This window comes from Streptomyces sp. NPDC048255 (genome assembly GCF_040652415.1).
In the GTDB taxonomy this organism is placed as follows: Bacteria; Actinomycetota; Actinomycetes; order Streptomycetales; family Streptomycetaceae; genus Streptomyces.
Map to the genome: position 1 here is coordinate 1 of NZ_JBEZMA010000104.1, position 13,352 is coordinate 13,352.

The window sequence follows — 13,352 nt, forward strand, 5'->3', positions numbered from 1 at the left end:
CGGGGCCCGCGGCCCCCCCCCCCCCCCCGGGGGGGGGGCGGGGCCCCCCCCCCCCCCCCCCACCCCTCGGCGTCCCACCTGCTCAGGGCACCTGTCGTGTCAGCGAGCCGGTCGTGGAACCGCGGCGCTGAGTTCCGCGTCGTCGTACCGTGCGGGATCGGGCGCCGGGCCACGATGAGCGCGGATGCCGAGGGGAGCGGGGATGCCGGGGGACGGGGAAGCGGGGGCGGCGGGGCCGGCCGGGCGGGGCGCCGGCGTGGCGGGCCCCGGGCGTCCGGCGCGGCCGGCACCGCCTTCGCGAGGGCGGCTGCTCGCGCTGCTGTCCGTACTGGCCGCCTTCCTGCTGGTCTGCCACCGGATCGTCCCCGATGTGCCCGGCCACCTCGGCAGCCTTCTCGAAACGTTCCTCCCGTGGCTGGGTCTGACCGTGCCCGTGCTGCTGGGCCTGGCCCTGCTGCGCCGCTCACGCGTCGCCCTGATCTCCGTACTCCTGCCCACCGCCGCGTGGCTCGGGCTCTTCGGCGGCCTGCTGCTCCCCGGTCATGCTCCGGCGGGCGGTTTCACCGCCGTCCAGCACAACGTCAGCGACGAGAACCCGGACCCGGCGGGCACCGCGAGGGTCCTGATCGAGGCCAGCGCCGACCTGGTCGCCCTGGAGGAGCTGACGCTCGCGGCGCTGCCCGTCTACGAGGCGGCCCTCGCGGCCCACTACCCCCACCACGCGGTACAGGGCACGGTGGGGCTCTGGTCGAAGCACCCGCTGTCCGGCGTACGGCCCGTGGACATCCGGCCGGAGGGGATCGAGGAGGGCTGGGACCGCGGGCTGAGGGCGACCGCCCGCACGCCGGAGGGCGACGTCGCCGTGTACGTCGCGCACCTGCCGTCCGTACGTCTCGGCCTGAGCGGGGGGTTCCGTACCGCCTGGCGGGACGAGAGCGCCGTCCTGCTCGGCCGGGCCGTCGCCGCCGAGCCGCTGGAGAAGGTGGTCCTGCTGGGCGACCTCAACAGCACGGTGGACGACCGCGGTCTGGCACCGGTCAGCTCGCGGATGGACGGGAGCGGACCGGGTTTCGCGTTCAGCTGGCCCGCGGCCCTGCCGGTCGCCCGGATCGACCAGATCATGACCCGCTCGGCGACGGTCACCGAGGTCAGGGCGCTGCCCCGGACCGGGAGCGACCACCTGCCGATCGCCGCGCGCATCCGGTTCTGACCGGACGGCGCCGCACGCGCCGGGTACCGGGGCGCACAGCGACACGCACCGCGGCGGATCACGTGGCGTCCGAGAGCCGCGTCCGATGATCGGGGGGAACGGCTGCGCCGGGCCGGGCCCGGGCCTCCCGGCAGCCACCACGGATAATCGAGCGAGCGGAGCGACCATGTCCCCCGAAGTGCCGCCGGACCCACCGTGGCGCTGGGGAAAGGGAATCGGCCGAACCGTGAAGACCTTGAGACGCACCTTCCAGTCGCTGTCGGTGCGCAATTTCCGGCTGTTCGTCTTCGGTCAGCTCCTGTCCGTGACCTGTACGTGGATGATGGTCATCGCGCAGGACTGGCTGGTGCTCGAACTCTCGGGGAACTCGGGCACGGCGCTCGGCACGGTGACGGCGATGCAGTTCACGCCCGTACTGCTGCTGACGCTGTACGGGGGGCGGCTGGCCGACCGCTACGACAAGCGGCGGATCCTGATCCTGGCCAACCTGACGCTCGGGGTGCTCGCGCTGGCGCTCGGGCTGTGGGTGGTGCTGGGCACCGTACAGCTGTGGCACATCTGGCTCTTCGCCCTCGCGCTGGGCACCGTGAACTCGGTCGAGGCGCCGACGCGCATCTCGTTCGTGAGCGAGATGGTGGGCAGCGAGCTGCTGCCGAACGCCTCGGCGATGAGCGCCGCGTACTTCAACGTGGCGCGCGTGGTGGGTCCGGCGGTCGCGGGCCTCCTCATCGCCCGCCTCGATGTCGGGCCGGTCGTCCTGATCAACGCGCTGAGCTACCTCGCGACCGTGGTCAGCGTCGTGCTGATGCGGCCTGCGGAACTCCACCGGCCGACCGCGCGGCCGCGCAAGGCCCGGGTGGTGGACGGGCTGCGCTACATCGGGCGGCGTCCCGACCTGGTGCTGCCGATGGCCCTGGTGGGGGTCCTCGGCCTGGTCGGCTTCAACTTCCAGCTGACGCTCCCCCTGCTGGCGAAGACGGAGTTCCACACCGACTCCACCGCCTTCGGCCTGCTGAGCAGCTCGCTGGCGGCGGGCTCGCTGCTGGCGGCCTTCGCCACGACCGCCCGGCGCGGGCGGCCCACGGCCCTGGTGGTGGCGGGCTCGGCGCTGGCCTTCGGGGCGCTGGAAGCCGTCACCGGACTGGCTCCGACCCTGCCGGTCGCCTGCCTGCTCCTCGCCCTGACGGGCTTCGCGATGATGTACTTCGCGCAGGCCTCGAACCACCGCATCCAGCTGGGCTCCGATCCCCAGTACCGGGGCCGCGTCATGGCCCTGTACACCCTGATCTTCCAGGGCTCGACGCCGCTGGGCGCCGTGCTCACGGGCTGGCTCTCGGAGCACTGGGGCGTCCGCTGGGTGCTGTACGGGGGCGGTCTGATCTCGCTGACGGCGGCCGCCACCGCCCTGGTGACAGGCCCGCGCTTCACCCGCCCGGCGACGCCGGAGGACTCACCGGAGCCCTCGGCCCGGCCGGTGAACTCCCCCGCTTCCTGAGCTGTTCGGCGGCGCGGACGCCCTCCGGCCGGTGCCGCCGGCCGGACCCTCAGGACAGCTCGGCGGGGCGGCCTTCGCCCGCCATGAAGCGCCAGACCAGGGCGTGGCCGAGGATGATCAGGACGATGAGCATGAGGGCCTCGGCCTGGATGGGGTGCAGGCCGGCGTGGCCGGCGAGTTCGGGAAAGGCTCCGACGACCGCGATGAGGGCGTAGAGGACGGCGGCCCCGGCCTGCTGCCAGACGAGGAAGCGGTTGCCGCCGCCGCGGGACAGCAGCCGGACCGTGCACGCGCAGCCGACGACGGCGAGGACGATGAAGGCACCGCGCCAGATCTGCGGCTGCCCGGTACCGCCGATCTGCGCGAAGAGGCCCATCAGGGCGGGGAGCAGGAAGGAGAGGTAGATCCCGCCGACGACGCGCCGCAGGGCGGGGTCGCGCATCCATTCGTGGTGGCTCTGGACCACGTTCCACCAGAGGCCGACGAGGGTGAAGCAGGTGGCGGAGAACAGGGCGTAGAAGGTGCTGACATCCATGGACGTCGAGGTTGGCAGCGGCAGCGGTTCCGGTGAGCCGTACACGCCGGAGAGGCGCCGACGCCCGCCCGGTACGGGCTACGCCGTCTCGTCCGGCCGGCGGGGTCCGGCCCGGCCTAGGGGGCCCCACCTGCGCGGATGGCGCCCGTAGGGCGCGGGGCGGCAGGGCGGGGAGCCGAGGGCCGGAGTGCCGACGGCAGGCCGCCGTGACACGCTGAAACAGGGGATCGCTGGTCCTGGCGTGCCAGGCCGGCTCTGTCACCGAGGAGATCGACATGGCCAGTGACGCGACCCGACCGCAAGCAAGCCGTGCACGCCCGAGCCCCACGCATGCGCCCACGTCCGGCACCACCGTCCTGGCAGCGGTTCTGATGATCATCGGCGGAGCGATGGCGATCTTCGAAGGAATCGCGTCCCTCGCCAACGACAGCCTGATCGTCGTGACGCGGCACTACGTGTTCGAGTTCAGCCGGACGGGCTGGGGCTGGGTCCACCTGATCGTGGGCATCGCCCTCGTCTTCGCAGGCTGCGCCGTGCTGAGCGGAGCCTTGTGGGGGCGCTACTTCGGTGTGGCCGTGGCCGGTCTGGGCGCGATCGCCAACTTCCTGTGGCTGCCGTACTACCCCTTGTGGGCCCTGGTCCTGATCGCCATCAACCTCTTCGTCGTCTGGGCGCTGTGCACCGGCATGCACCGGGAGGCGGACGCGGACCAGGCTGCCGCCAGGTCCGCGGGCTCGCACAGTCCCTAGACGGCCTCCGACGGGGCGGCGCAGGCCTGGTGGCCCCAGCGGGTGCCGTTCTTGGTGATCATGGCGCCGGTCTCGTACGGCTTTCCGCACGGGCAGGTGCCGGGGAACTTCGCCTTGATGGCGCGGGCCCCGCCGCCCGGGGCGGTGCCCGTGGAAGCGGACTTCTTCGCGGAGCCGGACTTCTGGCGTGAGGGCGCGCTGCGGACCGGTGCCGGGACCGGCATCTCCAGGGATCCCAGGGCCGTGCCGGCGGGCTGCTGGGTGAGGGCGGCGTCGCTGGCGGCCTGGTCGGCGATGGCGTTGAGGTGGTCGCCGTCCTCGCGGTGCGCCGGGACGTAGAGGAACGTGACATCGCGTCCGGTCAGCAGTTCGTCGATGCGCTCGACCAGTTCACGGTTGGCGACGGGCTGGCCCGAGGCGGTCTTCCAGCCGTTGCGCTTCCAGTTCGGCAGCCACTGCGTCACGGCCTTCATCGCGTACTGGGAGTCCATGCGCACCTGCACGGCGGTCCCCGGCGCGACCGCCTCCAGCAGGCGCTGCAGAGCAGTCAGTTCGCCGACGTTGTTCGTGGCCCGTCCCAGCGGACCGGCCTCCCAGCGCTCGGGACGGCCCTGCGGGTCGGCGATGACCCACGCCCATCCGGCCGGGCCCGGGTTACCCTTCGCCGCTCCGTCGCAGGCGGCAATGATGCGTTCAGACATTCCCCGATCATCCCTCATGCACGGCGGCCACGGCGCCCGCCCCGGCCCGCGGGCTCAGGCGGTGCGGCGCCAGCCCGGGTGGGAACCGGCCTTCCAGGAGGTGGCCGCGCGGCGCCGGGCCGCCGCGGGCCTCCAGCGGGCCGGCGGCCGGTCGTCCTCCGCCGCCGCCCCGGCCTCCGCTTCGCGCAGGGCCGCGGCGCGCGCGGCCAGCACGGCCGACAGGGCCACCGCCACGGCGGCGACCTCTTCGGGGCCGGGTGAGCCGCTGGTGATACGCCAGTCCTGAGGTGACACCATCAGGTCCTCCGTCGCCGCTGCTGAAGACCATTGTGCTCCCGATCCCGGCCCCGCACGAAGGGACAGGCGGCTGCTCAGGTGCGGGACGCCGTGCCACAGCCTTCCTGCTGGTCCGTGCCGATGCCCTTGCTGCGGTCGTAGGGGTCCACCGGCGGCCCGGACGGGGTCGGTCCGGTCAGCGGGTCCTCGTCGAAGACCGGGTGCAGGTAGCCGTCGTGGACCCCGCAGGCGCCGTTGGTGATGTCGTCCGAGTGCTGGAAGAGCCGGATCGTGCCCGGGGTCGCCTCCCACCGGCGGGGGTCACCGATCCAGAAGGTGATCTCGCGGCGCACGATGGTCCGCTCCACCTGGTCCGCCCCCTCCCTCGCCTTGACCAGCGGGTAGACGAAGGAGTAGTCGACGAGGACGTGGGCCTGGCCGGGTTCCTTGCCCGGCTCCACCCACATCCGGCCCCGGACCTTGACCACGTCGCCCACGGGCCTGACCTCGGCCGGGTCGAACCGGGTGATCAGGCGGACGGGGTCGTGCTCCCCGCCGGGCTGCGCCAGGGACTTCTCCAGCCACGGCAGCGTCTGCCGGTCCAGCGGGTCGAGCAGGTCCAGCGCCGCCCCGGGCCGCTCGCCCCGCAGGGTGGCCGGGTCCAGGTTGGCCGCGACCAGGAAGGCCTTCGCCTGCTCCAGTGCCTGCGCCACCTTCTCCTTGGACATGCCGCCGACGGCCTGGGCCTGCGGCACCTCTATGCCCGCGGCCCCGTCGGCCCACTGGAGGGCCGGGGAGCCGCGGAACGGCTCCTTCAGGGTGGGCAGGTCCGGGTCCAGGACCTCCGGCGGCGCGGTCGGGCGTACGGACTCCGCGGGCAGCGGAGCGGCGTTCTGGGCGTCCCGCCTGGCCTCGGTCCTGCCGGTGAGCCGGTCGATGAGCAGCTCGGGCCGTACGGCGATCAGGGCGAGGCCGGCGATGAGGACCACGGCGAACAGTGCCTTGAGGCGCCGCCGGGCCCCCGACCGTCCGTTCCTCTCCTGCCAGGCGGGGCCGGTGCGCCATCCCGGCGGGTCGTTGCGGACCGGTCCGGACCTGCCGAAACGTGTCCTCTGCACGCGGGCACGCTGTTCGTCCTCGCGCCGGAGGCGCTCGGTCACCATCCGCGCCCGCGCCGACGGCTCCTTGGGCGCCGCCCCGGCCTGCCCGGTCCGCTCCGCTCGCTCCGCCCCTTCGACGAACCGCGCCCACTCCTCGTCGGTGACGTCCGGCCTGTCGTCGTCGTTCTTCGCCACGTTCCCGCCCCTGAGATCTCACCGCGAAGCCCCTGGTCACGGCAGTGATGCCGGGCTCCGCACCATGCGTGCGGAGCCTCTCACAATCCGGCCGGGCGGGGCCCACCGGGTCGGTGACGGAGCGTGGCAGCCGGTCGCGGACAGGGCCCGGGGTCAGTCCAGGAGTTGCGCGCGCAGCCGGGACAGCAGGGCTTCGTCCACGCCGAGGTGGCCGACCGCGTACGCGTCCACCGAGCCGTAGGTGGCGGCGAGTTCGGCCAGGAAGAGCCTGATGACCACCTCCGGCGCCCGCCCGTAGCCGGGCCAGTTCAGCGTCCGGGCCGGGTTGGCCTCACGCCAGTCCGCGATCAGCCGCTCCGTGGCCAGCTCCGTGAGGGCGAAGTCGGCCGCGATGTCGTCCTCGTCCACACCCAGGAGCGCCAGCACCAGGGCGGCCAGCAGCCCGGTGCGGTCCTTGCCCGAGGCGCAGTGGAAGACCTGCGGGGCGCTCCCGTCGGCGATGAGTTCGAGGGCCCGGCGCAGTTCCGCGGCCCCGTCGAGGGCGACTTCCGCGTAACGGTCGGCGAGGTAGCGCCACGGATCGAGGCCGGGGGCGATCTCGGCCTGGTCGTACGGGCGGTGCTCCACGCTGAGGTTGGCGTAGGCGATCCCCTCGGCCTCGGGTATGCGGCCCTTGGCCTCGATCTCCCACGGGTACCGCAGGTCGATCACCGTGCGCACCCCCAGGGCGAGGAAGTCCTCCCAGTCCTGCCCCTGGAGCTTGGCGAGGGAGTCGGACCGGTAGAGCCGCCGCCATCGCACGGTGCGTCCGTCGCGGGTCCGGTAGCCGCCCAGGTCACGGAAGTTGTGCAGTCGCTGGAATTCCACGTGTCGTCTCACAGGCGCCACCTTAGGACCCCTCCCGGTACGCCTCCGTGCCCGCCCCTGGCACGTTTTGCCGGGGCGTGCCCCGGGGCCGGCGGAGCCTCCGGCCAGCGACGGGACGGGGACGGGGGGAGGATGGAACGGAGCCCGCGGGCCCCTGTCGGGCGGCGCCGGGCCGATGACCGACGACCGGCGACCTGAAGGGGGCGTCCGGATGGATGTGAGCGATGCCTTCGGAGCCGGCGGCGCCCAGCCCGCCGGGTCGGGTCTCCCGCCGGGCCGGCCCACAGAAGCGGAGACCACCCGGGCCGGGGCCGCCGCCCCCAGCGGGCTGCTCGACGTGCTGAACGTGGCCGCTGTCGTCCTCGACGCCGAGGGCCGGATCGCGCTGTGGAGCCCGCAGGCCGAGCAGCTGTTCGGCTGGGCCGCCGAGGAGGCCCTGGGGCGGCCCGCCGCGCGGCTGCTGGCCGCCAAGGAGCACCTGGGGCTGCTGACGGAGCTCTTCGCCCGTGTCATGGGCGGCGCCGGGGACTGGGCCGGGGCCTTCCCCGTACGGCACAAGGACGGCAGCCGGCGCCTGGTCGAATTCCGCAACATGCGGCTGCTCGACGAGCACGGCGACCTGTACGCCCTGGGCATCGCGGCCGACCGCACCCGGCTGCGGCAGCTGGAGCGCGACCTGGCACTGTCCGCGCGCCTGGTGGCGCAGTCCCCGATCGGGCTCGCGGTACTGGACACGGACCTGCGGTACGTGCTGGTCAACCCCATGCTGGAGCGCATCAACGGGATGCCCGCCACCGAGCACATCGGCCGGGGCGTCCGGGAGGCCCTGTCCTTCCTGGACGACGCGGAGGCCGTCGAGTCGGCGATGCGCCAGGTCCTCGCCACGGGCAGGCCGCTGGTCGACCAGTTCACCGCCGGTCACACCCATGGTGACCTGCGTACGGAGCACGCGTGGTCGGTTTCGTACTACCGGCTGGAGGATGCCTCCGGACGGGTGCTGGGCCTGGCCACCTCCGTGGTGGACGTCACGCAGAGTCACCAGGCGGCGAAGGAGGTGGCGCACAGCCGTCGGCGGCTCGCCCTGATCGCGGACGCGAGCGTGCGCATCGGTACGACCCTCGACCTGGACCAGACCGCGCGCGAGCTGGCCGACGTGGTGGTGCCCGAACTCGCCGACATCGCCGCGGTCGACATCCTGGACTCGGTCCTCGACGGCCGTCCCAGCCTGAAGTCCGCCGCGCACGAGCCCGCGGTGTTCCGCGCGCTGGCCCTCGCGGCCGCCTTCCCCAGCGAGGCCGTACGCGCCGCCGACCCGCCGGGGGACATCGCGCAGTACGACGCGGACCGGCTGGTCACCCAGTCGGTGACCAGCGGCCACCCGGTACTCGTGGCCCACGTGCAGGCCAGCGACCTCTCGCGGATCGCGCGGGACGACGACGCCGCGGCCCTGCTGGCCCGTGCGGGGCTGCGCTCGTACTTGGCCGTCCCGCTGATCGCCCGCGGCGAGGTACTCGGCGCCCTCGACCTCAAGCGGACCCGCAACCCGCTGCCCTTCGACGACGACGACATCGTGCTGGCCGGCGAACTGGCCGCCCGCGCCGCCGTGTGCATCGACAACGCCCGCTGGTACCGCAACGCGCACCACACCGCCCTGGCCCTCCAGCAGCACCTCCTCCCCCATCACCCCCCGTACTCCGAGGGCTTGGAGGTCGCCTACCGGTACCGGCCCGCGGCGGCCAGCAGCGAGATCGGCGGGGACTGGTTCGACGCCATCGCCCAGCCGGACGACAGCATGGTCCTCGTCATCGGTGACGTGATGGGCAGCGGCATCAACGCCGCGGCCAGCATGGGGCAGTTGCGCACCGCCACCCGTACGCTCGCGGAACTCGCGCTCGACCCGACCCAGGTGCTCCAGCAGCTCGACCGCACCACCGCCGCCCTGGAAGAGACCATCGCGACCTGCGTGTACGCCGTCTACGACCCGCACCGGGCCGAATGCCGGATCGCGGTCGCCGGGCACCTGCCGCCGGTCCTCATCCGCTCCGGGCGCCCGCCCGAGCTGCTCGGCCTGCCCACCGGCGCTCCCCTGGGCGTGGGCGGAATCCCGTTCGAGACCACCACCGTGCCGATGGCGCCCGACGATCAACTCGTGCTGTACACCGATGGGCTGGTCGAAACCCGCGACCAGCCCATCGACGAGCGGCTGGACCTGCTCCTGGAACTGCTGGCCGACACCAGCAGCCCGCTGGAGGAGACCTGCGACCGGCTGCTGGACGCCCTGCGCAGGCCCGACGACCACGACGACGTCGCCCTGGTCATCGCCCGCGCCAAGCGACCGGTCCGGTGAACGGTCTCCCTGCGCACCCCGCGAAGACGCATACTCGGACCATGGCTGACACCATCACCGTAGAGGTCGACACCGACGTCCACGAACGGCTGACCGCCCTCGCCGCCGCCCGCGGGCTGAGCCTGCCCGAGTACCTCGCCGAGCTGACCGCCGCCCAGGAGAACGAGGCCGGGCTGGAGCGCGCCACCCGGGCCTTCGAGGCCGCGGTCGAGCGGCCGGGATTCCGCGAGGGCTTCGCCCGCGACTTCAGGGCAGCGGCAGCCCCCGGGCGGTGATCCACAGCTCGTACCACTCCTCGTGCGTGAGGTCGGGCTCGCGCACGGCCGCGTCGCGGCAGGCACGGATGCGGTCGGGCCGCGCGGTGCCGATGACCGGCGCGATGCCGGCGGGATGCCGTCCCAGCCACCACAGCAGGACCGATTCGGGCGTGGTCCCCTTGCGGCGGGCCAGCTCGGCCAGCAGCTCCGCGGTGGCCCGTTCGGCGGGGGTCTGCTGAAGGCCGGTGAACCGGCCCTGCGCCAGCGCGCCCCAGGCCTGGAGGCGGATGCCGTGGTCCCGGCAGTGCTCCAGCGTGCCGTACGGGAACCCGTTGCCCGTGGACCCGGCCGTGTTGAGCAGGACGCCGGCCTCCACCCAGTCGCGGCTGTAAAGGCTCATCTCCAGCTGGTTCGCCACCAGCGGTACGTCGAGACGGGCCTGGAGGTGGGCGATCTGCGCGGCGCCCATGTTGGACACGCCGAAGCGCCGTACGAGGCCCTGACGGTGCAGGGACATCAACGCTGCGGCGATCGAGTCGGCGTCCGCCAGCGGGTCGGGCCGGTGCAGCAGCAGGACGTCGAGGACGTCGGTGCGCAGCCGCTCCAGGCTCTCCTCCACCCGGCGCAGGATGCTCTCGCCGCGCAGGTCGTACCGGCCCGGGCCGTTCTCGTCCGCGAGGCGGATCCCGCACTTGGTCTGGAGCGTGATGCGCTCGCGCAGCCCCGGGGTCCGTGCCAGGACCTCGCCGAAGACGGCCTCGGCTTTGCCGTGCCGGTAGATGTCGGCATGGTCGAAGGTGGTGATCCCGCTGTCGAGGGCGGCTTCGACCGCCGCCTCGGCGGCGTCGATGTCGCCCGGCGCGTAGGGCTCGGGCCCCCAGCTGCCGCCAAGACCCATGCATCCGTACAGCACCCGGCCGCCGCTCGCGTCCGTACGCGCATCCGCACTCGTATCCGCACTCGTGTTCGTCGCCACCCGCCCACCTTAGGGGGTGTGACGGCGGGCCGGCGGACTGGGTGCGGGGCCTCTGCGACACCCCCGATGCACGCTCTGACCGGCGCATACTCAATGATGTCCGAATGCAGAGACAGATGGGGACCGGTACGCGGCGCGCGCGCCGCCGGCTGGTGCGCGGCGCGGCGGCCCTGAGCCTGTTGGCCTCCGTGGCGTGTTCGTCCGCGCAGCAGGCGCCGGCCTCCGTCACGGCCGCCGGGAAGCCGGACGACGTCGTCGTCGCGACGTGGAACATGTGCGGCGTGGAGCAGTGGGGCTGCGAGGAGGCGGGCGGCCCGCATGAGAAGTTCCAGCAGCTGCGTGATCTGGTCGGAGGCCTCGGCGTGCGCGTCCTGCTCCTCCAGGAGGTGTGCTCGGAGGATCTGGTGGCCTCGGCCGTGCGGCTCGGTCCGGAGTGGCACAGCGCGTTCGAACCGTACGAGGACGTGGACGCGGAGGGCGAGCGCACCGTCGTCGAGTGCACCGGGAGGGGCCGCGGCCGGGCCGGCTACGGCCTGCTGGCCGCTTCCTCCCTCACGGGTGTGGAGGCCGTCCCGACCCAGCAGCCCACGGTCGGCCTGCACCGCGGGATCCTGTGCGCCGGGGTCCCGGCACTGGCCGTACGGGTGTGCAACGCGCACATCGCCCTGCGCGAGAGCGACACCGCGCACCCGGACTGGGAGTTCCGGGACGACCAGCTGCGCTCGCTGATGGCCGCGGCGGCGACGGACGCCCGCACGGTGGTCGGAGGCGACTTCAACTCACCGCCTCCGGCGGCCAAGAACACGACGGCCTGGGTCTGGCCGCCGGAGATGTACGCGACCTACCGCGAGTGCGACCAGAAGGGCGGCTCCCGGAAGGGGCGCCCCACGTACGCGGACGGAACGAAGATCGACTACCTGTTCACGCTGCTTCCGCGCACCGCGTGCGAGGTGGTGGACACCAAGGCCTCCGACCACCGTCCCCTGGTGATGAAGGTGAGCCGCCCCGACACCGCCACCGGGCTCTAGTGCTGTCCCGTCTGTTCCTCCTGGTCAGCGGCGCCCATTGGGCTTTCTGCTGACGGAATTCGGCGTCCTTGGTCTGGACAGCACATTGCGTACAGGGGTGTTGACAGATGCAATTGCCAAGGTCAAGACGGCGCCGGGTTGCTGGTACAGAAGGAAGCGAATGACATCCATGCTCAAAGGCTGTACGCCCTGGCCCCAGGATTTCGTCGACCGCTACTGGGCGGCCGGGCACTGGCGCGGCTACACGCTGGACAACCTGCTGCGCGGCTGGGCCCAGCAGTACGGGCCGCGGACCGCGCTCGTGCACGGCGGCACCCGCATCACGTACACGAACCTGAACCGGCGCGCGGACCGCATGGCCGCCGGAATCCGGCTGCGCGGCATCCGGCCCGGGCAACGGGTCGTCGTCCAGCTGCCGAACGTTCCCGAGTTCGTCATCACCGTGTTCGCGCTGATGCGCGCCGGCGCGGTCCCCGTGCTCTGCCCGGTGTCGCACCGCGCGTCCGAGGTGTCCCACCTCGTGCGGGTCACCCAGGCCGTCGGCTATGTGGGTCCCTCGACGTACCAGGGCTTCGACCACACGGCGATGGCCGCGGACATCGCGGCCCAAGGGCCCTTCCTGCGGCGGGTGTTCACCCTTGAGACGCCGGGCGCCGAGTCCCCGTACGGCGGCCTGACGACCGACCCGTCGGGCTGCCAGTACAGCCCGCTGGGCTCCATCGACGCCCCGCCCGAGGCGGCACTCGCCCAGCGCGCCGACCAGGTGGCGTTCTTCCTGCTCTCCGGCGATTCCGCCGCGGAGCCCCTGCTCGTTCCGCGTACCCACGACGACTACGCCTACCAGGCGCGGGCCGCCGCCGAGCTGGTGTCGCTCACCGAGGACGACGTGTATCTCGCGGCGCTGTCCGCCGATTCCCACTTCGCCTTCGGCTGCCCCGGCATCGTCGGCACCCTCTCCGTCGGCGGCACCGTCGTCCTGGCCGAGGGCCCGGGACCCGCCGAATGCCTCGCGGTCATCGAACGCGAGCGCGTCACCGTCACGTCGGTGCCGCCCGCCGTGGCCCGGCTCTGGCTCGACGCACTTCCCACGGTCCAGGCCGACGTGAGCAGTCTGCGTCTCGTGCAGACCGGCGGCGCGCCCTTGGACCGGGCGACCGCCGAACGGATGGGCCCCGAACTGGGCTGTCGCCTCCAGCAGGTCTTCGGGACGGCCGAGGGGCTGCTCACGCTCACCGGGCCCGCCGATCCGGACGAGACCGTGCTGACCACTCAGGGCCGCCCGCTCTCGCCCGACGACGAGGTCCGCATCGTCGACACCGACGGCAAGGACGTGCCCGACGGGGAGACCGGCGAACTCCTCGCCCGCGGTCCGCACACCGTGCGGGGCTACTACCGGGCGCCCGACCACAACGCACGCGCCTTCACCGCCGACGGCTACTTCCGCACCGGCCACCTCGCGCGGCGCACCCCGGACGGCGGCCTGGTGGTGACCGGCCGGCCGACCGGGGCCGTCGGCACTGCCTAGGCCCTGTCCGGGCGATCTTCGCGGGCCCGCGCCGCCCGGCACGGCGCCTCGCCGCGTTGTCGGACCGCGCGAGTACGGCCGAGTACGAGCT

Annotated in this window: 13 protein-coding genes; 7 read left to right on the forward strand and 6 right to left on the reverse strand. The window is 73.2% G+C overall.

All coding sequences use genetic code 11. The features are described 5' to 3' along the window. The first annotated feature begins 202 nt into the window (after nt 1-202). Both AB0D94_RS36810 and AB0D94_RS36815 read left to right on the forward strand, forming a co-directional pair. The gene (locus tag AB0D94_RS36810) at nt 203-1,210 is read left to right on the forward strand and encodes an endonuclease/exonuclease/phosphatase family protein (protein WP_362061980.1); all 1,008 of its coding nucleotides are present in this window, start codon (nt 203-205) and stop codon (nt 1,208-1,210) included. 226 nt (nt 1,211-1,436) lie between these two features. Further along, nucleotides 1,437-2,705 (forward strand): MFS transporter, encoded by a 1,269-nt coding sequence (locus AB0D94_RS36815; protein WP_362061983.1) that lies wholly within the window; start codon nt 1,437-1,439, stop codon nt 2,703-2,705. A 49-nt stretch (nt 2,706-2,754) separates the two neighbouring features. Here the strand turns inward: AB0D94_RS36815 and AB0D94_RS36820 are convergent, their stop codons facing one another. Beyond that, complete coding sequence (locus AB0D94_RS36820; protein ID WP_362061986.1) at nt 2,755-3,240, reverse strand: hypothetical protein; 486 nt, start codon at nt 3,238-3,240, stop codon at nt 2,755-2,757. Nucleotides 3,241-3,611: 371 nt separating this feature from the next. Here AB0D94_RS36820 and AB0D94_RS36825 point away from each other — a divergent pair, with 371 nt between their 5' ends. After that, complete coding sequence (locus tag AB0D94_RS36825; RefSeq protein WP_362062016.1) at nt 3,612-3,989, forward strand: hypothetical protein; 378 nt, start codon at nt 3,612-3,614, stop codon at nt 3,987-3,989. Here the strand turns inward: AB0D94_RS36825 and AB0D94_RS36830 are convergent. The 4 genes from AB0D94_RS36830 to AB0D94_RS36845 form a co-directional block, all read right to left on the reverse strand. Continuing rightward, nucleotides 3,986-4,690: a ribonuclease H gene (locus AB0D94_RS36830; RefSeq protein ID WP_362061989.1), complete on the reverse strand. Its 705-nt coding sequence runs from the start codon at nt 4,688-4,690 to the stop codon at nt 3,986-3,988. The genes AB0D94_RS36825 and AB0D94_RS36830 overlap by 4 nt on opposite strands. A 54-nt stretch (nt 4,691-4,744) precedes the next feature. Further along, nucleotides 4,745-4,987 (reverse strand): hypothetical protein, encoded by a 243-nt coding sequence (locus tag AB0D94_RS36835; RefSeq protein ID WP_362061992.1) that lies wholly within the window; start codon nt 4,985-4,987, stop codon nt 4,745-4,747. A gap of 74 nt (nt 4,988-5,061) precedes the next feature. Continuing rightward, the gene (locus AB0D94_RS36840) at nt 5,062-6,261 is read right to left on the reverse strand and encodes a hypothetical protein (RefSeq protein WP_362061995.1); all 1,200 of its coding nucleotides are present in this window, start codon (nt 6,259-6,261) and stop codon (nt 5,062-5,064) included. A 153-nt stretch (nt 6,262-6,414) separates the two neighbouring features. Beyond that, a complete protein-coding gene (locus AB0D94_RS36845; RefSeq protein ID WP_362061998.1) occupies nt 6,415-7,140 on the reverse strand; it encodes a tyrosine-protein phosphatase in 726 nt (241 codons plus the stop codon). Nucleotides 7,141-7,339: 199 nt separating this feature from the next. Between AB0D94_RS36845 and AB0D94_RS36850 the strand changes: the two genes are divergently transcribed. After that, on the forward strand, nt 7,340-9,475 hold the full coding sequence (locus AB0D94_RS36850) for a SpoIIE family protein phosphatase (RefSeq protein WP_362062001.1): 2,136 nt from the start codon (nt 7,340-7,342) through the stop codon (nt 9,473-9,475). Between the two features lie 41 nt (nt 9,476-9,516). Beyond that, complete coding sequence (locus tag AB0D94_RS36855) at nt 9,517-9,750, forward strand: antitoxin MazE7 (RefSeq protein ID WP_362062004.1); 234 nt, start codon at nt 9,517-9,519, stop codon at nt 9,748-9,750. Here the strand turns inward: AB0D94_RS36855 and AB0D94_RS36860 are convergent. Continuing rightward, nucleotides 9,722-10,708: an aldo/keto reductase gene (locus tag AB0D94_RS36860; protein ID WP_362062007.1), complete on the reverse strand. Its 987-nt coding sequence runs from the start codon at nt 10,706-10,708 to the stop codon at nt 9,722-9,724. The genes AB0D94_RS36855 and AB0D94_RS36860 overlap by 29 nt on opposite strands. Before the next feature lie 104 nt (nt 10,709-10,812). Here AB0D94_RS36860 and AB0D94_RS36865 point away from each other — a divergent pair, with 104 nt between their 5' ends. Both AB0D94_RS36865 and AB0D94_RS36870 read left to right on the forward strand, forming a co-directional pair. Beyond that, nucleotides 10,813-11,736 (forward strand): endonuclease/exonuclease/phosphatase family protein, encoded by a 924-nt coding sequence (locus tag AB0D94_RS36865; RefSeq protein WP_362062010.1) that lies wholly within the window; start codon nt 10,813-10,815, stop codon nt 11,734-11,736. Nucleotides 11,737-11,896: 160 nt separating this feature from the next. Next, nucleotides 11,897-13,261 carry an AMP-binding protein gene (locus AB0D94_RS36870; RefSeq protein ID WP_362062013.1) on the forward strand — a complete coding sequence of 455 codons (1,365 nt, stop codon included), beginning with the start codon at nt 11,897-11,899 and terminating at the stop codon, nt 13,259-13,261. The last annotated feature ends 91 nt before the right edge of the window (nt 13,262-13,352 follow it).